Genomic DNA, 19,781 nt, shown 5'->3' on the forward strand with positions numbered 1-19,781 from the left:
CTTTTGCGAAAAACCGGTATCCACTTTTTCGCGCCATGCTCTAGAAACGATGCAGGCGACGCCGAGTTGCGGCGTCGCCTGATCATCATGAGCCGGATTTCAGATCGCGGCGGCAATGTCGCCCTGAAGCCTGCGACGAATCGCGACGAGCGCGGCGCCGCCATAGACCGCATAGAACCGACGATTGCGTTCCTCGTCGCCATCCGGTTCTCCATGCAGACCGACATATTCGTCATAGTTCGCGAACATGCGGCGATTGCCGGTATCGACATAGCTTTCTGTCGGCGCGCCGTTCGTCCAGATCACTTGCGGCTCGTCGAACTCCAGATGGAAATATTCGACGAGATCGAAGTCGCTCGCGCGCCTGATCGAAGCGCCATTCTGGAGCAGTTTCGCCGGCACGAGCACGTTGTCGACATAGATCGCATGCTCGGGCGAGACATAGAGCGGACGTGACGGCTGTTGCGCGCCGAGCGAGTCCGGCGCGAAACAGATCGGCGCGATCTTCTCGCCGCGCGCAAGGAACGGTCTTGAATAGGCGCGCTTCCCGATCCATTTGATCCGCTCGCAGGAGCCGTCGATGGTCAGCACTTCGTCGCCGATGGCGAGCTGCTCGACCGGGACCTCGCCGGCCGGCGTGCGGACCATCGTTCCGCGCATCAGGCAAGCGACCTCGATATGCGACAACACCTGCGCCGGCGCGAGGCCCTGCACCGTGATCGTATTGCCGTCCGGCAAGGTGATCACGGTATCGCCATTGACTTCCTCGATCGTGAGATCGCTGACGTCGGTGACGCTCGTGATTGCGGTCAGATCGATTTTATCGCCGGGGCCAAGATCGGTGATCGTATTCGAACCGGTATCGCTGGCGGCGGCGAAAGCCCTCAGGCCGGCCGCAGCGCTCGAACCTGCATCATCGGAAAAGACGAAAGTGTCATCGCCCGAACCGCCGGTGAGCACGTTATCGCCCGTTCCGCCAACAAGAATATCATCGCCCGCGCCGCCTTTCAGCACGTCGTCGCCGGAGCCGCCTACGAGAACATCATCGCCGGAGCCGCCCTTGAGCACATCGTCTCCGGAGCCGCCAGAGAGTTGATCATCGCCGGAGCCGCCATCGAGCGAGTCGTCGCCCGAACCGCCGTCGAGCGCGTCATCGCCGGAGCCGCCGGAGAGTTGATCGTCGCCGCTTCCGCCGAAAAGCTGATCGTCGCCCGATCCGCCTTTCAACACGTCGTCGCCGGAGCCGCCATAGAGAACATCGTCGCCAGAACCGCCATAGAGGGAATCATCGCCGGAGCCGCCGAACAGAACATCATCGCCTGAAAATCCATGGATGACGTCGTCGTTTGAGCCGCCATGGAGGACATCGTCGTTATGCGTTCCCTTGATCCGAGCCATGACCGTCTCCACTCCTCAAACGTGAATCCCTATCAACCATGAATCGCGGGCCAGAGATGAACGGGCCGCTGGCGTAAGATGGAAGGCAGGGAACGCGCTGCGCCGCTGGTGGTCAAGCAAACGGCCGATTTGGTGGAAAGCGCGGTTAAGCGAAATTAACGCGGCGACGCGGCAATCGACTCAAATGAACGTCGCAATATTTCCGTTGAGCGGTCGCGTCTCGATCAACTCGCTACGTTCGTTGCAAAAATCCGCTTGCCTCGAGATTGAATCAAAATGCGTCATTCCGCTGAGCTGACAAATGAATCTGCTCCGCCTATCCTTTGGTCAAGAACACCCTCCCGAGAAAAATCCGGAAACATTCGCAAAGCGAAGCTATCCGGCGACGTCGCTTCGCAACAGAACAATTTATCTCAAAAGAATTTTGGATCGCGCCCCAAGCGATCGCGCGGCGACGACATCGGCGCGGTCGCAATCCGCGCCTTCTCGCTTTGACGTTACGCCGCCATCGCGACGGCGCGCGGCGTCGCGAGATGCTCCTTGATAACAGTGTCCTGCGCGTCGACTTCCTGCAGCAGGACGTCATAGGTCCAGAGATCAGCGAGATGCTGGAGAACCTGTTTGGCGTTCGCCTCGTCAAGCAGCGATCCATGAACCACGGAATGCCTGAGCAGCAGGCGCCGGTCGCCAGCAAGATCGACATCGATAATCTCGATGTTGGGATCAATCCAGCCAATGTCATATTGCCGCGCAAGCTGGCGGCGGATGCGGCGATAGCCCCGCTCATCATGGATGGCCTGCACGACCAGGCCTCTCGTCTCGTCAGGATCGTCCGAGAGATGAAACATGCTCATCCGCCGCATCAGATGTGGGCTGAGAAACTGGCTGACGAAGCTCTCGTCGCGATAGTTCGCCCAGATGTCGCGCAGCACCGACATCGGATCGCCGACGCCGGCGATATCGGGAAACCACTCCCTGTCCTCGGCGGTCGGGCTCACCACGATCCGCTCGACATCCTGCATCATCTCGAAGCCGAGCGCGTAGGGATTGAAGCCGGAATAACGGGGATCGTCGAATTGCGGCTGGAAGACGACGTTGGTGTGCGCCTTGATGAATTCCAGAAAATCTCCGTCGCCGATCCCGCCCTGGTCATGCAGGCGGTTCATGATCTTGTAGTGGACGTAGGTCGCCGTCCCCTCATTCATGACCTTGGTCTGTCCCTGGGGATAGAAATATTGCGCGACATGCCGGACGATCCGGAGCAGCTCGCGCTGCCAAGATTGCAGCCTCGGAGCGGACTTTTCGAGGAAATAGAGGATGTTCTCCTGTGGCAAACCAAGCAGCTCCCGACGCCTGTCGATGCTGAGCTCCTTGATCGTCTTGCCTGGCCCGGTCGGGACCGTTCGCCAGAGATCATTGAACGCCTGCTCCTCGTACGCGCGCCGTTCGCGTTCGCGCTGCTCTTCCTCACGTAGATCGGGCCGCCGCTTGCCGGGATAGCGATTGACGCCGTGGGACATCAGCGCATGGGCGGCGTCCAGCGTTCGTTCGACGGCCGCCTGACCGTATCTCTCCTCGCAGCGCGCGATGTAGTTCTTGGAGAAGGTGAGATAGTCGAGAATACCTGCGGCGTCAGTCCATTGCTTGAAGAGGTAGTTGTTCTTGAAGAAGTGATTATGGCCGAACGCCGCGTGGGCGATGACCAGGGTCTGCATCGTCGCCGTGTTTTCCTCCATGAGGTAGGAAATGCAGGGCGAACTGTTGATCACGATCTCATAGGCGAGCCCCATCAGCCCCTTTCGATAGAAAGACTCCTGATGGGCGAAATGCTTGCCGAACGACCAATGCTTGTAGAAAAGCGGCATGCCGATCGAGGAATAAGCGTCGAGCATCTGCTCGGCGGTGATCACCTCGATCTGGTTGGGATAGACGTCGAGCCCAAGCTCGATCAGCGCGACGTCCTCGCAGGCGTCGTGAATTCGTTGCAGTGTCGCGAAATCCCAGTCAGCGCCCTCAAACAACCGGCTTGAGTTCGCTTCCGTCATTGCGCGGCCCCCTGCCGTTCTTCTTTTCGCTCGAAGAGATCCCTGAAAACCGGGAATATCTCGCTCCGGTTGGCGACCTTGCGCATGGAGAACGGCGCATCCTGCGAATCCACGCGCTCGTAAAGCTGCCACAGCGAGGAGTGCGACGAGAAGGAGCTGTCGGGCTCGCTGACTTCGAGATAGGCGAAATATTGCGTCAGCGGCAAAACCTGGTGCAGAAGCTGCTCCGTCCGCTCCAGATCAGAATAGGCGTTGTCGCCGTCCGACGCCTGGGCGGCGTAGATGTTCCAGTCAGACGGGTCGTAGCGATCGATGATCACCTGGCGCATCGTCTCAAGCGCGCTGGAGACCTGCGTTCCACCCGTCGCCTGGCTGTAGAAGAACGTCTTTTCATCCACCTCCTCGGCGCGATCGGTGTGGCGGATGAACACGATGTCGACATGGCGATAACGCCTGGTGAGGAAGATATAGAGCAACATGAAGAAGCGTTTCGCCAGATCCTTCATGTGCTCGGTCATCGAGCCCGACACGTCCATCAGGCAAAACATGACCGCCTGCGCCACCGGCTTCGGCTTCGTTTCGAAGCGGCGATAGCGGATGTCGATCGGATCGATATAGGGAATTCGCTTCGCCTTGGACTTCAGCGCCTCGATCTCCGCCTGCAAGGCGCTTTTGCTCTCCTCGTCGACAGTCTCGGCGATTTCCTCCTCCAGAAGCTCAATCTCCCGCGCGGTCGGACGGCTCAGCGCCGTCCTTCGCATCATCGCCAGCCGCACCGTTCTGGAAATCGCGAGGTTCGCCGGTGATCCCGACACGGAATAGCCGGCGCGAGTCGGTGAGTCGTGCTCCATATGCGTCAGACGACGCTTCGCGAGATCGGGAAGTTCGAGATCGTCAAGAAACAGATCGAGGAACTCTTCGCGCGTCAGCACGAAGCGGAAGGCGTCCTCGCCCTCGCCGTCCCCGCCTTCGCGTCCGGCTCCACCGCCGCCGCCTTCCGGACGCGGGATGACGTCGCCTTCCACATAGGTCTTGTTGCCGGGAAGGATCTGATCGCGCACGCCGGAATTGCCGCGCTGCAAGCGCGGCTCGTTCATTCCGCCGATGGGAAGGACGACTTCGCCGCCTTCCAGGATATCCTTGATGTCACGGCTTTCCGAGGAGCGCCTCACCGCTCCCTGCACCAGAGCCTTGGCTCTCCTCAGAAACCTCTGACGATTCTCGAGACTTTTGCCGCGCGGATTCAGCCTGCGGTCGATAACGTACATGCGCGCTCCAGAAACTCGCCAGAGCATGGCGCGAAAAAGCGGGAACCGCTTTTTCGCAAAAACCATGCTCCAAAATTTTGGAGTCGATCACGTCCGCGCACTTTGATTGAGCCAATCAAAATGCGGCGTGATCTAACCCGCCTGCTTCACTCTCATATACCATTCCACGAGCCGGCGCACCTGACGCTCCGTATAGCCGCGCCCGACCATGCGCTCGACGAACTGGCCGTGCTTGCTTTCGGTCTCGCCATCCTTCTTGGAGCCGAAGGAAATCACCGGCAGCAGATCCTCGACCTGCGAGAACATCCGCTTCTCGATGACTTCGCGGATCTTCTCGTAATTGGTCCAGGCGGGATTCTTGCCGCCATTGGCCGCCCGCGCGCGCAGGCAGAACTTCACGATCTCATTGCGGAAGTCCTTCGGGTTCGCGATGCCCGCCGGCTTCTCGATCTTCGTTAGCTCCTGATTGAGCAGCTCGCGATTGAGAAGCTGCCCCGTGTCAGGGTCCTTGAAGTCGACATCCTCGATCCAGGCGTCGGCGTAGTCGACATAGCGATCGAAGAGATTCTGCCCGTAATCCGAGTAGGATTCGAGATAGGCCTTCTGAATCTCATGGCCGATGAATTCGGCGTAGCGCGGCGCGAGCTCGGCCTTGATGAACTCGATATAACGCTTCTCGGTCTCATCAGGGAGCTGCTCGCGGCGGATCGCCTGTTCAAGCACATACATGAGATGAACGGGGTCGGCGCCGACCTCGGTCGTGTCGTGATTGAACGTCGCGGCCAGAACCTTGAACGCGAAGCGCGTCGATGCGCCGTCCATGCCTTCGTCGACGCCGGCGGCGTCGCGATATTCCTGCACGCTGCGCGCCTTGGGATCTGTCTCCTTCAAGCTCTCGCCGTCATAGACGCGCATCTTCGCGAAATAGGTGGAGTTCTCGTGCCTCGCGAGGCGCGACAGCACCGTGAAGCGCGCCAGCATTTCGAGCGTCGCAGGCGCGCAGGGCGCGCGGCCAAGCTCGGAGCCGGCGATCAGTTTGTCATAAATTTTCTGCTCTTCCGTGACGCGCAGGCAATAAGGCACCTTGATCACGCAGATGCGATCGATGAAGGCCTCGTTGTTCTTGTTGCTCTTGAAACTCCGCCATTCCGCCTCGTTCGAGTGAGCGAGGATGACGCCCGAGAACGGGATCGCGCCGATATTCTCGGTGCCGATATAATTGCCTTCCTGCGTCGCGGTGAGCAGCGGATGCAGCATCTTGATCGGCGCCTTGAACATCTCGACGAATTCGAGAATGCCCTGGTTGGCGCGATTAAGCCCGCCGGAATAGCTGTAGGCGTCCGGATCGTTCTGCGCGTAATGTTCGAGCTTGCGGATGTCGACCTTGCCGACGAGGGAGGAGATGTCCTGATTGTTCTCGTCGCCCGGTTCGGTCTTGGCGATGCCGATCTGGCGCAGCCGGGACGGCTGGATCTTCACCACGCTGAAGCGCGAGATGTCGCCGCCGAACGCTTCGAGGCGCTTGAGGCACCACGGGCTCATCAGCCCGGTCAGCCGGCGTTGTGGAATGCCATAGCGCTCCTCAATGATCGGCCCCATCGCGGCCGGATCAAACAGATTGAGCGGGCTTTCAAAGACGGGGCTGATTTCGTCGCCCGCCTTCAGCACATAGATCGGATGCGTCTCCATGAGCGACTTCAGCCGCTCCGCGAGCGAGGATTTGCCGCCGCCGACGGGACCGAGCAGGTAGAGAATCTGCTTGCGCTCTTCGAGCCCTTGAGCCGCGTGACGGAAGAAGGAGACTATTCTCTCAATTGTCTCTTCCATTCCGTAGAATCCGGCGAATGCCGGATAAATCCGTATTGTCCTGTTCAAAAAAATTCGGCCAAGGCGGGCGTCCTTGGCCGTGTCGATCATCTGAGGCTCGCCAATCGCGGCGAGAAGTCGTTCTGCGGCGTTCGCGTAGAGCAAGGGATCGCCCCGGCACGCCTCCAGATATTCCGTGATGGAGAGTTCAGTTTCTCTTCGCGCTTCAAAGGAGCGAGCGAAGGCGTTGAAAAGAGAATCGTTGTACATGGCCCCTCTTGCCGGTTAGCCCTTCCAGGGACGCAAAAGACGCGTGACGCTTATTGTACCATGATATAGGAGCGTCTTCCCGCGAATCGATACTGGCTTCTTGAAATTGTGATGCCGAGGTCCGCTCACCGGCAATACGTACAATTATGCATCAAGCAGGTTTGTTTTGGGCGCCTGCCAAGAAATTGGGCGTTCGCGAGACTTGGTCCGACAGAGTTGCTTGCCGGCAACAGTTCGGCGCCCGCAGACGCAAAGCGCGCTTTGGGACAATTGTCGGGCGGCGGCGCTATCAGCGCGCTTCCAGTCCGCTTAGCCTGCATTCGCGCCTAGGCGGAATCGCGGCGAACCGGTCATCATCACATTTTGGGCGATAAAGCACTGAACGCGTTTGATTAAACGTCGCTTCTCGCGACTGCGCTCCAGCAATTTCGCCATCGCTTTTCTTCTTTTCTCCCTCCGCCGGCGTCCTGTTCGCCGCCCGAACCTGGCAAGATCGGATGCCCATCTCGCCCCGCGGTTGTTGAGTTCACCGCCCAATAGGAATACGCGCGAGCGAGGACGCTGAAGGTTGCAGAGATTGTCCTGAGGCGAGCGGCAAACGTCGAGGGGCGACCAACAGATGAGCAGCAGCGTCTGCGCCGCCAGCCGAAATTCAAATGAGGGCGTTCGGGCGGGGATATTCGATATCCGCCGTCTGACCATCATCGCCATATTCGCCTTGCACGGGGCCATCGTCGGCAGCCAGCTTTCGCGCCTCGCCGAAATCCAGGCGGCGATCGGGCTCGCCAAGGACCAGTTCGGGATCGCGCTCATCGGCGTTCCGGCCGGAGCGATCTGCGGCTCGCGGCTTGTCGGTCGCTTTCTCGAACGCGCTGGCGTACGTCTCGTCCTGCTGCTGGGAATTCCCTACTTCGCCGCCGCCCTGACCCTTCTGCCTTTCGCGTTCAATACGCTTTCACTCTTCGGCTGCCTGCTCTTGCTTGGTCTTGGCCTGTCCGGCGTCAATGTGACAATGAATGTCGAGGCGGACAGGATCGAAGCCGCAACAGGCGCCCGATTGATGAACCGCTGTCACGCCATTTGGGCCGTCGGCTTCCTCTGCGCCTCGTTGGGCGGAACCGCCGCCGTGGCGGCCGGCCTGTCGCCGTCCATGCATTTCGTGAGCATTCTGCTCGTGTCGGTCGGCGCCACTGTGTTCATCGTCCTGCCGATGAGGCCAAGCCCGGCGCGTGAACATCACGGGGGCGTCAAGGCGAAGCGCTTCGCCGCGCCCACCATCGGCGTCCTGCTTATTCTCGGCTTCGCCGTCTCGGGCATTGTCCTTGAAGGCTCATCGCGAAACTGGTCGATCATCTATCTCAGGGACGATTTCGCCGCTTCGGACTGGGTCGCGACGCTCGCGCTTCCATCCTTCGTGATGTGGCAGATGATTGGCCGGTTTGCAGCCGACGGCCTGATTGATCGCTTTGGCCCTGTGGCTGTCGCGCGGGCGCTCGCTGCGCTGTCGCTGCTGGGCCTTGCGATGGTCGCGATGGCGCATTCCATCGCTCTGGCGCTCATTGGCTTCGCATTCATCGGATTTGGCGTCAGCACGACGCATCCGCAGGCGATTTCCGCAGCCGCTCAACTTGGCGATCGACCTTCCTCGCTCAATGTCGCCGCCCTTTCCACGGCGCAAATCGCCATTGGCTTCTTTGCGCCGCCCGCCTTCGGGTTGATCGCCGCCGGCGTTGGAATTCGCCTCTCATTCCTGTTGATTGCGCCGCTTCCGATCATCGCCATCTTCTTCGCGCGCTATCTCGCGCCGGCCAGGCGGCCATGACCGAGCGGTCGCGCCGCTTACGCGTGACCTTCGCTGGAAACAGCCCCGGCCAGCTCCCGCAGCCGCTGCTCGAACACGTCGCGCACGAAGTTCTCGATCGCGAGCTGGGCGCTTTGCGGGAGGCAGAGATCATCGTCCCCGATATTTGATCGGACGGCGTCAACCAGTTCTCCCTCGACGCGAAGGAATTCCTCGCGGTCGAACGGAGCGGGATACAACAGGGCGAACTTCTCCGCCGCGTCCGTCGCGATCCCTTCGATTTTGGGCTTCCATTGGTCGCCCATAAAATATTCGCGTTCCATGGAAGGGAAAAGCGCTTACCGCTTTTAATGTTCCTGCTGCGCCGCAGCAACGAATTCATGTCGATCTTTCGCCTGTTTTGCAACATTCAGCTTCATCAGGAATTGCCAGACTCATCGAAACGGCGCAGTTTTTCCCAATAAGAAGACGAAGCGGGTGAGGAAACGATGTTAGCCTGGCTCGGAATCTGCTGGCTTCTCTGTTTTCTGGCGTTCATCGAGATCGCCAACGCGACCGAACGACGTTCCTGACGCCTGCGAGCCGACGATAAGTAATCCTCCGAACTGACCGGGCCGAACGCGGGCGCTATGAATAGTTTCGGCGCGGCGTCGGACGATGAGTCGGATTTCGAGCCTGGCGGGCGGCGACCGCCTGCGAAGAGCCTGGCCGGCTTAACCGGCCGCCTGCGTCGGGTATTGGTTTCTCCTCCTTGACACCTGCGGCCCCGGGCTTCGGCTTCGGGGCTTTTCTTTGAGAAACGGGGCGACACGAACGCCGGCTATGCCGGGTCCAGTTTGATGTCCAGAGAAGGCGGATAGGAGTAGGCGGCGCCGGTGGTTTCGTCGAGGAACTGCTCCATCGAGGCCAGAACGCCCTTTCCGCCGCGTGCAGCTTCCGCCTTGAGAACCCTTTGATGGCGAACAAAGCCAGGCGCGGTGCAAACGACAAGAATGTCCCGCGAATTCCTGGCTACGATCAGATTGGTCGTTCCGCGCACGTCCCCAAGGATTTCCACGGGTCTTTCGGCGTCGATGGTGGACCGTGTCAGCCGGCAAATCGCTGTTTCCGGCGAAACGGCAATGGTGATCGATTGAACCGTATCGCCGGCAAGGCTCGCGCAGCTCGCGACAGCTGCGGCAGGCGAAAGCGAAATCAATCTGCGCAACATGATTTTTATCGACATATCAGACCCGGAGACATCGTAAATACCCACCATTTAACGGAAGCATGACGTGAATGTTCCCGTCTGCTTGAGTCGCTCATGGTTGAGTATCGAGTATCCGCCGGCCGGCGACAGAGCATGGCGCGAAAAAGTGGGAACCGGTTTTTCCGAGACGAACGCGAGCGTTCGCTCTGCGAAGGCCATGCTCTAAATTTTTGGAATCGATCACGTTCCCGCATTTTGATTGATTCAATCAAAATGCGGCGTGATCTAGCGCGTCGAAGGCGCCGATCAGGGCAAATAGGCCCCGCCATTCACATGCAGGGTCTGGCCGGTGACATAGCGCGCGCCGGGACCTGCGAGAAAGCGCACCATGGCGGCGACCTCGTCGGGCGTTCCCCGACGCCCGAGCAGATTGCCATGCGACTGGTGATGATGCGGCCGCCCGCCCGCGCGCGCCGTCTCGATCAGGCCCGGCGACACCAGATTCACGGTCACGCCATCGGCGGCGAGATCGTGGGCTAGCGCCTTGGTGAGACCGTCAAGACCGGCCTTCGCCGCGATGACATGCGCGCGCTTCTGCGCGCCGAGATAGGCGGTCAGCCCGCCAATATTGATGATCGTCGCCGCATCGGACTTCTTCAGCGCCGGCAGCGCCGCCTGCGCGCACAAGAACGGCCCATCGAGCGCGATCGCCATGATCTCGCGCCATTGCTCCAAGGTCAGCGTCTCGAATTCGGTTTCGTTGCGGACTGCGGCGTTATTGACGAGAATGTCGAGCCGGCCAAAGCGCGCGACCGTCGCATCAACCATCGCTTTCACCGCGTCCGGCTGCGTCACGTCGGCGAGCGCGACCATCGCCTCGCCGCCTTTGGCCTCGATCTCGCCGACCACCGCTTCCGCCGACGCGCGATCGGCGCGGGTCGCCACTATCACCTGCGCGCCACCCTCCGCCAGCGACAACGCGATGGCGCGGCCGATATTCCGCGCAGCGCCGGTAACCAGCGCGACGCGGCCGGCGAGTTCTCCCCTGCTCACAGACGCGCCCCTGAGAGATCGACGCGGCCGCCTTCCGCAATCGCGCCCAGCGCCGCGCGCAGCGTCGCGATCCGTCTTGAGTCCGCGCCGCCGAAGCGCATGTTGGCCTCGAACTTGGCTTCGAGCTCCGCGTCGCTTAGCGGCTCGCGCGCGCCGCCGCGCATATGCGGCTGGCGGAATTCGCGCACCGTTCCATCGCGCAGCGTCGCACGGAGATGGCCGGTGAAGTTGCGGGGATATTCGTCGTTCGGATCGATCTGGTAGGAGACCTTCGCCGCAAGCGCGCGCGTCGCGCCGTCCATGACGCGTTCATCGGTGAACTGTCCAAGGCCCGCTTCGCCGTCGATAAATCCGACTGCGACGCAATAGGGCGTCGAGAATTTTCCGGCATAGCCATTCGGCGGCGCATGCTTCTTCGCCAGCGGCTCCCACAGCCGATGCACGGTGCCCTCGCCGACATTGCAGGTGATGGAGACGATATCGTCCGCCTTCACGCCGCTCTTTGCGAGTTTCAGCGCGCAGTCAATAAAGGGCTGCGTCATGGTTCCACAGGCGTAGGGTTTGAAGGCGATCGTCTCGATGATCCAGCGACGGCCGAGATCAGCGATCAGCGGCTCGAAATCAGGCGCCTTCGACGGCGCGAACGCCTTGTAGAAGCCGTGCGATCCCTCGAACACCGTAAGCGGCCCGGTGAAGCCGCTCTTCGCCAGCAGCGCGGCGCGAATGCCCGCCTGCGCCGCAGCGCCGGCGTGCAAACGCTTCGTCGAGCTGCCGTCGGCGAGATATTCGATGATGCCCGACGCGAGGCTCGCGGAAATTCCGAGCGCGCGCGCCATCTGCTCCTCGGTCAGGCCGAGCGCGGCGCCGACGCCGGCGGCTGCGGCCGGCGCGCCCATTACCGCCGTGGGATGAAAGCCCGCCTTGTGCGTCGCCTGCGGCGCGACGAGACTCATGCGGCACATGATCTCGGCGCCGACAGCGATCCCGCGCATCGCGGCTGCGCCATCGAGGCCGAAGCGCTCGCACGCCGCGAGCACGGCGGGAACAACGACGGCGCCGGCATGGACCGGCCCGCCCTCGAACGTGTCGTCATAATCTTCGCCGTGCGCGGCCGTGCCGTTCACCAGCGCCGCGTCGTAAAGGTTGAGCGCGCGCGCATGTCCGAACGCCGAGCAGGCGCCGGCGTCGACTGCGCTCGCCATCGCCGCCTGGACATAATCCTCGTTCCGCGCCGCGATCGTGAGCCCGACAATATCGAAGAGAAGACGACGGCATGTGGGGCGCGTCGCATCAGAAGGCTGCGCGGCGGCGGTGAAAGCCGCAATGCGCGTCGCAAGAGGAATGGCGCCCGCAGGCGTTGGCGCGTTCAAGGATGGGCCTCTTTGAGTTTTGCTTTGGATTTGCGCGCATCGCGGAATTCGCGGCTCAGCGAGAACACCACGAAAGCGGCCGCGACAAAGAGGAATCCGACCGCGATCGGGTCCTCGATGAAGATCTGGTGATCGCCGCCCGACAGCACCAGCGAGCGGCGATAGCTCGACTCCACCATATGCCCGAGCACCACGCCGAGGATCATCGGCAGGAACGGGAATTTCGCAAGCTTCATGAGATAGCCGGCGACGCCGAGGAACAACGCGATGCTCAGATCGAACAGGCTGTTGTTGAGGGTATAAACGCCTGACAGAACCAGCGCGAAGATGAAGCCGGTGCGGTAATGCCGCGGCCGGTTCACCAGCCACACCGCCGCCGGCAGGATCAGCACGCCAACCGCGATCTGCGCGATGATGGCGATGAAGGAGCCGACATAGAGGCTGTCGATCACGCGTGAATTCTGCTCGAACAGGCGCGGCCCCGGCAGCAGGCCGTGCATGAGCAACCCGCCGAGCAGGACGGCCGTCGAATTCGAACTGGGAATGCCGAAACTGAGCAGCGGGATGAGTGAAGCGCTGGCGACGGTGTTGTTCGCCGTTTCAGGCGCCGCAACGCCCTCCTCCGATCCCTTGCCGAATTTCTCCGGTGTCTTCGACCAGCGCCGCGCCTCATTGTAAGAGAGGAACGCCGCGATGGCGCCGCCGCCGCCCGGCGTCAGCCCCTCGAACGTGCCGAGAATGCAGCCGATGAATTGCGAGCGCTTGAGCTTGTTCATCATGCCCCAGCTCGGCAGCTTGATGCGCACGCTGTCATTGAGACGGTTGTCGAGCTTCGAACCAGACTGGCGCATCAACTCTGTCATGGCGAACAGGCCCACCATCACGAGCACCGGCTCGATGCCGCCGAGCAAATCGGGCACATTGAAAGTGAAGCGTGTGACGCCCGAAATCGGATCGGTGCCGACAGTCGCGATCATCAATCCGACGATCGCCGCGCCAAGACCTTTCAGCAGCGAGCCGCCGCTCATCGAGGCGATGACGCTGAGTCCCAGGATGCCGAGGCCGAAATAGGAGGTCGGCTTGAAGGCGAGCGCGAGCCATGACAGCGGCTCGGTCAGCAGGACCAGCATCGCGAGGCCAAACAGGCTGCCGACGACGCCGGACATGAGCGAGATGCCGAGCGCTTCGCCCGCCCTGCCCTGCTTGTTCATTTCATAGCCGTCGATGACGGTCGCAGCCGAAGAATTGGTGCCGGGCGTGCGGATCAGGATCGCGGGGATGGAGCCGCCATATTCGGCGCCGACATAGACGCAGGCGAGCAGCGCGATCGCCATCGCCGGGTCCATGGTATAGGTGAAGGGCAGCACGAGCGACATCGTGATCGACGCGGAGATGCCGGGCAGCGCGCCGCCGAGAATGCCCCAGGTCAATCCAGCGAGCGCGACGAAGATCAGCGGCGTGCTGAGCAGAAGATGAAAAATATCCGAAATCGCGCTCATGAGAGAAGCCCGCTGAAGACGAGGCCGGCGGGCTGGTGAACGCCGAGCAGTTTCACGAAAATCGCCCAGTAGAGCGCAGCGCCTGCGATTGCGATCACAGGCAGCCGCCAGTCGCGCGCGGCGCCTTCATAGGCGCAGACGCCTGCGATCAGCAGCGCAATGCTGACGAGATATCCCGCGTACGGCAGGATCAGAATATAAGCAGCGCCGAACAGCAAGAGTCCGATGGCGCGCGGCAACGTCGCCGTCTCCTCCTCTTCATCGTCATTCGCCGCGCCCGCGGCCGTCACAGTCGCGGCGCGCGCTGCAATCAGACTGCGCGCGATCAGCGCCAGCGCGACGACGGCGAGCGACAGCGCGAGCATTCGCGGCAGGCCTGTTGCGCCGACATCATCCGATAATGTGCTTTCCGCGATCTGGCCGATGCCGATGTAATAGGCGGCCGCAATGATCAGGAGGGCGACGCCTCCCCACATGTCTTTCGTCATGGCGTTCCCGTCGTCGAAAGCGGCCCCAAGCCGCCGCTCAAATTCCGCAATTTATTTGATGGCGCCCGTCTCTCTCAGGAACTGGCTTGTCGTATCGGCGAAGCCATTCACGAAGGTCGGATATTTGTCATGCGTCACCAGGTTCGGCGACAGCACGTCCTGCTCATAGACCTTCTTGTAGTCAGGGTCCTGCAGCAGCGCGGCGACCGCCTTGTCCCACACGGCGGTCACTGCATCCGGCGCGCCCTTCGGTCCCGCGAGCCCGCGGAATTTCACCACCGACACCTTGAAGCCTGACTCTTCCACCGTCGGCACGTCGGGATAGGCGTCGATGCGCTTCGGATTGAACGTCGCGAGCAGACGCACCTTCTTCGCGTCGAGCTGCGAGCGCAGCTCAGCAATCTCGCCGATGCCGATGTCGAGCGTGCCGTTCAGCACGTTGAGCATCATATCGCCGCCGCCTTCATGGGTGACGATTGCAGCATTGACGCCGGCCGCTTTCTTCAATTGCTCCGCGGCCTGCCGTTCGAGCGAGGCCGGATTGGCCGCGCCCCAGCGGCCGCGCGTTTTCTTCGCATGTTCGATGACATCCTGCAGCGTCTTGAAGGGGCTTTCGGCGCGCGTGTAGATCACCTCGCTGTCGGCGAAGACATTCACCAGCGGCTCAAGATCCCTGTAGGAATATTGCGGCTTGCTCATGAGCGAGGTGTAGATGTAGGTCGGCGTTGTCGCGTAGAACACGCTGCCGTCCGCCGGCGCCGTCGCCACGCGCGCGATCGCCTTGGCGCCGCTGCCGCCCTGCACATTCTCCACGATGAAAGTCGCATTGATATATTTGCCGAGATATTTGCTCATCTCGCGCAGGAATACATCGCTGCCGCCGCCCGGGCTCGAATGAGTGACGAGCGTCACCACCTTCGCGGGATAGGTGAGTGGTTCGGCTGTCGCGGCGCCAGCTCCTGCAGCCGCCACGAAAGCAACAAGCCCGCCGACAATCACCCTTCTCTTCATATTTCCTCTCCTGAAATCGGATTGCTTCTTCGGACAATCTCGATGCGGCGGCTTCATCCCGCCACGAGTTTCATCGGCTGCGCGCTCTCATTAGCGATGAGCGAAATGAGTCTATTGATGTCGCCGCCCTGATCGATCGAACGTATGAGGCCGAGCAATTCTTCCTGCTGGCGCTCACCGATGACGCCTTCGGCGCACATGCGGAATTTTCCGTCGAGGTCCGCATCGCTGATCGGATTGAGCGGGCCGCCGCGATAGCGTTCGTCGGCCCATTGCGTGAGCGTGCGCCCGTCTCTCGTCAGCACCTCGACGCGCGAGCGGATGAGATCATAACCACGGGCGTCGATCTCAGGATCATTGATCACCTCGGTCCGGCTCTGCAAATCCTGCATCGCCGCGCCGGCGACGGACTCGTCGCTGAATTCGTGATGGCTGGCGCGCCGGCATAGCACGATCATCGCGAGAAGCGCCGGCATCGAGAATTTCGCCTGGAGATGGTTCTTCGCGATGGGATAGCGGATCGGCTCGATGATGTTCTTTCCAGCATGGAAGCGAATGCGTTCGACCTGCCCGGGCTTGAGATCGTGATCGAGCACGAGCTTCAGCATCGCATCCATCGACTGATGGGTGAGAATGCCCGACGGAAACGGCTTGATGCTGACGCCGGGATTTTCGATCGTCAGCGGCGCGCCAAAGCCCTGCTTCGCCTTGTCCGCGTCGAAGCCCTCGCCCATCACGGAGAAGAAACCCCACGGGCCGTCGAGCGACGTCGGGTCCGCGGTGAAGCCGCGCCCGGCGAGGATCGCCGCGGTGACGCCGTTCTCGGCCGCGCGGCCGACATGCAGCGGCTTCGTCATGGTGCCGAAATTGCAGCGGATGCCCGCCGCGAAACTCGCGGCGATGCCGAGCGCATGCGCCAGCGCCTCGCCCTTGAGGTCAAGCAGATGCGCGGCGGCGGTCGCTGCGCCAAACGTGCCGACAGTGCCGCTGGAATGATGGCCGCGGCGATAATGGCGCGGCTTCATCCATTCCGAAATCTTGCACTCGACCTCAAAGCCCAACTGGAAGGCCAGCATGAGCTTCTTGCCGTCGACGCCGCCGACGCGTTCGGCGACCGTCAGCGCGGCCGTGAGCGGCGGCACGGAGGGATGAGTGAGAAGTCCATAGATATGTGCGGGATCGTGCGACACCTGCGTGTCGTCCCAGTCATGGGCGTGGCCCGCGGTCGCGAGCACGCGCGCGGCGAGCGCCGCCGGAACCTTGCGGCCGCCGCTGGCGAGCAGCGACGATTCAGCCTTGCCGCCCTGCGCCAGCGCGTCCTCGATCAGGATTTGGATCGAATGCTCCTGGCTGCCGGCGAGATAGAGCCCGATCGTGTCGACCATACAGCGACGCGCGATGCGCAGTGCCTCAGGCGAAATATCCGCATAGGTCGTGCGCTCGATGAAGCGCAGAGCCTGCGCCGTGATGTCGGAAGAAGTAGCAGTCACTACACTGTCCCTGTGATTTCCTGTTTTCAGGCGAAGGCTTGCGGGCCGGCCGTCGCGAGGCGCCGCTTCGCCAGCGCGACATGATCGAAATGAGCGCGATAGGCGCGATCGCCGTCTCGCGCCTCGATCGCGTCGACCATGGCGTGATGCTCGCGATTCGAAGCGTGCACGGAATCGGCGAGCATGAGATTGCGGGTGCGATAGAGCCTGAGCTGCTTGATCAGGCCGAGATATTGTTCTGCGAGCACCGCGTTGCCGGACTCGCGCACGATATATTCGTGGAAGGCGAAGTTGAGCCTGACATAGCGCTCGAAATCGCCGGCCTCGACCGCCACATCCATGTCGGCGACGAAGCCGCGCAACTGCGCGACGCCCGCCGCATCAACGCGCTGACTGAGAAGCTGGCCAGCGTAACCGAAGAGAGCCGCGCGCACGTCATAGACGTTCGACGCCTCGGCCCAGCTCAGCTTGCGCACGAACACGCCGCGATTGGGAACCTGCTCGACGAGGCCTGCCGCCTCGAGCCCGCGCAGCGCCTCGCGCACCGGCCCCCGGCTGACGCCGAAGCGCGTCGCGAGCTCCTTCTCATTGACGCGCTGGCCCGGCGCGAGTTCGCCGCCAAGCACGGCCCGCTCGATTTCCTGCTCCAGCAACATGGGCAGGGAATTCGAGCGGATGAGCTCAATCGCGGAGAGCGTGGGTGACTCTGTCATATCAGTTGTGTAGAATGCAGCATGCCAACTGTCAACAATCCGACGCCATTTGCTGATTGTTGACAATTTTGGCCCGCCAGATAGCTTGATTGACGTAAGCGCGGAGACACGCGCTGCTCCGGGAGGCGATATGACGTTTCTGGAACTGGCCAGCCTGACCAAGCGCTACGGGGCCCAGACCGTCGTCGACAAGGTCAACCTGTCGGTCGAGCGCGGCCAGGTCGTTTGTCTCCTCGGCCCATCCGGCTGCGGCAAGACGACGACGCTGCGGTTGATCGCCGGCTTCGTTACGCCCGACGAAGGCGAAATCCACGTTGGCGGCCGCGCAGTGTCATCGGCTGGTTTCGCCGAACCGCCCGAGCGTCGGCGCATGTCGATGATCTTCCAGAGCTACGCGCTGTGGCCGCACATGACCGTGCGCGAGAATGTCGCTTACGGACTCACGCTCCGCAATATGAGCCGCGCCGACATCGACAAACATGTCGACTCGATCCTGAGCGTCGCCAAGCTCTCGAACCTCGCGGAGCGCTATCCCGGCGAACTCTCAGGCGGCCAGCAGCAGCGTGTGTCGTTGGCGCGCGCGCTCGTCGTCGAACCGCAGACTCTCCTGCTCGACGAACCCCTCTCCAATCTCGACGCCAATCTGCGCGAGGAAATGCGTTTCGAGATTCGCCGCCTGCATGACGAGTTCCGTTACACCACCGTCTATGTCACGCATGACCAGTCCGAAGCGATGACGACAGCCGACATCATCGTCGTGATGAATCTGGGTCGCATCGAACAGGCCGGCGCGCCGGAAGATATCTATGAGCGCCCGCAATCGGAATTTGTCGCGCGCTTCATCGGCGGCACCAATATTCTGAAGGGCCGCCTCGTCGATGACGGCGTCGTCGATTGCGGGCCGATGAAGCTGCGCTGCGACAGCGGGAATTTCCCCGTGAAAGGCAGCGATGTCGCGGTCTCCGTCAGGCAGCACGACATCGTCATGGCGACGGACAAGCCTGATGATGCGCTCAACTGGTCGCCCGGCACCGTCGTCAGGCAAGTCTATCTCGGCGCGCATCGCGATTACCTCGTCGCGCTGCCGAACGGGGAAGAGGTGCGGGCCGTCGCGCCGGCTCACACCGCCATCGAAAAAGGACAGGCGCTTTGGCTGAACTTTCCCGCAGCCCAATGCCGCGCGCTTGTTCGCTAGAGCATGGCGCGAAAAAGCGGGAACCGGTTTTTCGCGCCATGCTCTCAATTTTTGGAGTCGATCACGTTCCCGCACTTTGATTGATTCAATCAAAGCGCGGCGTGACCTAAGAGGAGATCGCCATGAGCCTGAAAACGCCTGATCGACGCCTCGTCATCGCCGGCCTCGCCGCAAGCGCCGCCGCCCTGCCCGCGCGCGCCGAAGCGCCGAAACCTTACGCCGTGACCGACGATCTCGTCGCAGCCGCAAAGAAAGAGGGCACGGTGACATTCTACACCTCGACCGACGTCGCGGTGGCGGAGAAGATCGCGGCCGCGTTCGAAGCGAAATACGCGATCAAGGTCAAGGTCGAGCGCTCCGGCTCGGAGCGCGTGTTCCAGCGCATCATGCAGGAATATGGTTCGAACATCTTCAACGCCGACGTGATCGAGACGTCGGACGCGGTGAATTTTCTCGTGCTGAAGAGCAAGCAGTGGATTCAGCAGGCGCTGCCGGAGGAAGTCGCGAAGGATTGGCCGAAGGAGGCGAAAGACCCTGATGGCTATTTCGCCGCCTATCGCGCCCATTGCTCGGTGATGGGATACAACACCAGGCAGGTGAAGACGGAAGACACGCCGAAAAGCTATCAGGATCTGCTGGCAGCGAAATGGAAGGGCCGCATCGTCAAGGCGCATCCAGGCTACAGCGGCACGATCATGACCGCGACCGACGTGCTCAGCAATCTGCTCGGCTGGGATTATTTCGAAAAGCTCGGCCAGCAGCGCGTGATGCAGGTGCAGTCCTCGACCGAGCCGCCGAAGAAGCTGGCGCAGGGCGAACGCTCGATCCAGGCCGACGGCAACGAATACAACATGTTCATCCTGAAAGAGACCGGCGTGCCCGTCGAGGTGATCTATCCCACCGAAGGCACCGTCATCACAGTCGGTCATGGCGCGATGCTGAAGACTCCGCCGCATCCCAACGCCGCGAAGCTGTTCTACTCCTTCATGTATGACAAGGAGACGCAGCAGCTTCTCAGCGATATCGGTGGGCTGCGCTCCTTCCATCCCGGCGTGAAGGAGAAAGAGGATCGCAAGCCCCTCTCGCAGATCAAGCTGCTCTGGTCCGATCCGGCGAAGCTCGAACCACGCGTCGAAGAGATCAAGAAGAAGTACGAGCAATTCTTCGGCGTGTAATTTCGCAGCG

The 19,781-nt window shown here is 61.6% G+C and carries 16 protein-coding genes; 3 read left to right on the forward strand and 13 right to left on the reverse strand.

Annotation, left to right across the window (positions count from 1 at the left end; all coding sequences use genetic code 11):
- Positions 1 to 99 precede the first annotated feature (99 nt).
- The 4 genes from L8F45_RS10440 to L8F45_RS10455 all read right to left on the reverse strand — a co-directional run bounded on the left by L8F45_RS10440 (position 100) and on the right by L8F45_RS10455 (position 6,787).
- On the reverse strand, positions 100 to 1,398 hold the full coding sequence (locus L8F45_RS10440; RefSeq protein WP_342362805.1) for a Hint domain-containing protein: 1,299 nt from the start codon (positions 1,396 to 1,398) through the stop codon (positions 100 to 102).
- Positions 1,399 to 1,895: 497 nt separating this feature from the next.
- On the reverse strand, positions 1,896 to 3,443 hold the full coding sequence (locus L8F45_RS10445; protein WP_342362806.1) for a SpoVR family protein: 1,548 nt from the start codon (positions 3,441 to 3,443) through the stop codon (positions 1,896 to 1,898).
- Positions 3,440 to 4,711 (reverse strand): YeaH/YhbH family protein, encoded by a 1,272-nt coding sequence (locus tag L8F45_RS10450; protein ID WP_342362807.1) that lies wholly within the window; start codon positions 4,709 to 4,711, stop codon positions 3,440 to 3,442. The genes L8F45_RS10445 and L8F45_RS10450 overlap by 4 nt, the downstream gene beginning before the upstream one ends.
- Before the next feature lie 132 nt (positions 4,712 to 4,843).
- A complete protein-coding gene (locus L8F45_RS10455; protein WP_342362808.1) occupies positions 4,844 to 6,787 on the reverse strand; it encodes a PrkA family serine protein kinase in 1,944 nt (647 codons plus the stop codon).
- Positions 6,788 to 7,406: 619 nt separating this feature from the next.
- Between L8F45_RS10455 and L8F45_RS10460 the strand changes: the two genes are divergently transcribed.
- A complete protein-coding gene (locus tag L8F45_RS10460) occupies positions 7,407 to 8,609 on the forward strand; it encodes an MFS transporter (RefSeq protein WP_342362809.1) in 1,203 nt (400 codons plus the stop codon).
- A 17-nt stretch (positions 8,610 to 8,626) separates the two neighbouring features.
- Here the strand turns inward: L8F45_RS10460 and L8F45_RS10465 are convergent, their stop codons facing one another.
- The 9 genes from L8F45_RS10465 to L8F45_RS10505 all read right to left on the reverse strand — a co-directional run bounded on the left by L8F45_RS10465 (position 8,627) and on the right by L8F45_RS10505 (position 17,401).
- On the reverse strand, positions 8,627 to 8,893 hold the full coding sequence (locus tag L8F45_RS10465; RefSeq protein ID WP_342362810.1) for a hypothetical protein: 267 nt from the start codon (positions 8,891 to 8,893) through the stop codon (positions 8,627 to 8,629).
- A 515-nt stretch (positions 8,894 to 9,408) separates the two neighbouring features.
- Positions 9,409 to 9,846, reverse strand: a complete 438-nt coding sequence (locus tag L8F45_RS10470; RefSeq protein ID WP_342362811.1) for a hypothetical protein — start codon at positions 9,844 to 9,846, stop codon at positions 9,409 to 9,411.
- Between the two features lie 237 nt (positions 9,847 to 10,083).
- A complete protein-coding gene (locus L8F45_RS10475) occupies positions 10,084 to 10,830 on the reverse strand; it encodes an SDR family NAD(P)-dependent oxidoreductase (RefSeq protein WP_342362812.1) in 747 nt (248 codons plus the stop codon).
- A complete protein-coding gene (locus L8F45_RS10480; RefSeq protein WP_342362813.1) occupies positions 10,827 to 12,200 on the reverse strand; it encodes an MmgE/PrpD family protein in 1,374 nt (457 codons plus the stop codon). Before L8F45_RS10480 ends, L8F45_RS10475 begins: the two co-directional genes overlap by 4 nt.
- Positions 12,197 to 13,699, reverse strand: a complete 1,503-nt coding sequence (locus L8F45_RS10485; RefSeq protein ID WP_342362814.1) for a tripartite tricarboxylate transporter permease — start codon at positions 13,697 to 13,699, stop codon at positions 12,197 to 12,199. Before L8F45_RS10485 ends, L8F45_RS10480 begins: the two co-directional genes overlap by 4 nt.
- The gene (locus L8F45_RS10490; protein WP_342362815.1) at positions 13,696 to 14,187 is read right to left on the reverse strand and encodes a tripartite tricarboxylate transporter TctB family protein; all 492 of its coding nucleotides are present in this window, start codon (positions 14,185 to 14,187) and stop codon (positions 13,696 to 13,698) included. Before L8F45_RS10490 ends, L8F45_RS10485 begins: the two co-directional genes overlap by 4 nt.
- A 51-nt stretch (positions 14,188 to 14,238) precedes the next feature.
- The gene (locus L8F45_RS10495) at positions 14,239 to 15,198 is read right to left on the reverse strand and encodes a tripartite tricarboxylate transporter substrate binding protein (protein ID WP_342362816.1); all 960 of its coding nucleotides are present in this window, start codon (positions 15,196 to 15,198) and stop codon (positions 14,239 to 14,241) included.
- Positions 15,199 to 15,251: 53 nt separating this feature from the next.
- Complete coding sequence (locus L8F45_RS10500) at positions 15,252 to 16,688, reverse strand: MmgE/PrpD family protein (protein ID WP_342362817.1); 1,437 nt, start codon at positions 16,686 to 16,688, stop codon at positions 15,252 to 15,254.
- Between the two features lie 26 nt (positions 16,689 to 16,714).
- Positions 16,715 to 17,401: an FCD domain-containing protein gene (locus L8F45_RS10505; RefSeq protein ID WP_342362818.1), complete on the reverse strand. Its 687-nt coding sequence runs from the start codon at positions 17,399 to 17,401 to the stop codon at positions 16,715 to 16,717.
- A 130-nt stretch (positions 17,402 to 17,531) separates the two neighbouring features.
- Between L8F45_RS10505 and L8F45_RS10510 the strand changes: the two genes are divergently transcribed.
- Both L8F45_RS10510 and L8F45_RS10515 read left to right on the forward strand, forming a co-directional pair.
- Positions 17,532 to 18,596: an ABC transporter ATP-binding protein gene (locus tag L8F45_RS10510; protein ID WP_342362819.1), complete on the forward strand. Its 1,065-nt coding sequence runs from the start codon at positions 17,532 to 17,534 to the stop codon at positions 18,594 to 18,596.
- Positions 18,597 to 18,718: 122 nt separating this feature from the next.
- Positions 18,719 to 19,771 (forward strand): ABC transporter substrate-binding protein, encoded by a 1,053-nt coding sequence (locus tag L8F45_RS10515; RefSeq protein WP_342362820.1) that lies wholly within the window; start codon positions 18,719 to 18,721, stop codon positions 19,769 to 19,771.
- The last annotated feature ends 10 nt before the right edge of the window (positions 19,772 to 19,781 follow it).

It is taken from the genome of Terrirubrum flagellatum, assembly GCF_022059845.1.
In the GTDB taxonomy this organism is placed as follows: Bacteria; Pseudomonadota; Alphaproteobacteria; order Rhizobiales; family Beijerinckiaceae; genus Terrirubrum; species Terrirubrum flagellatum.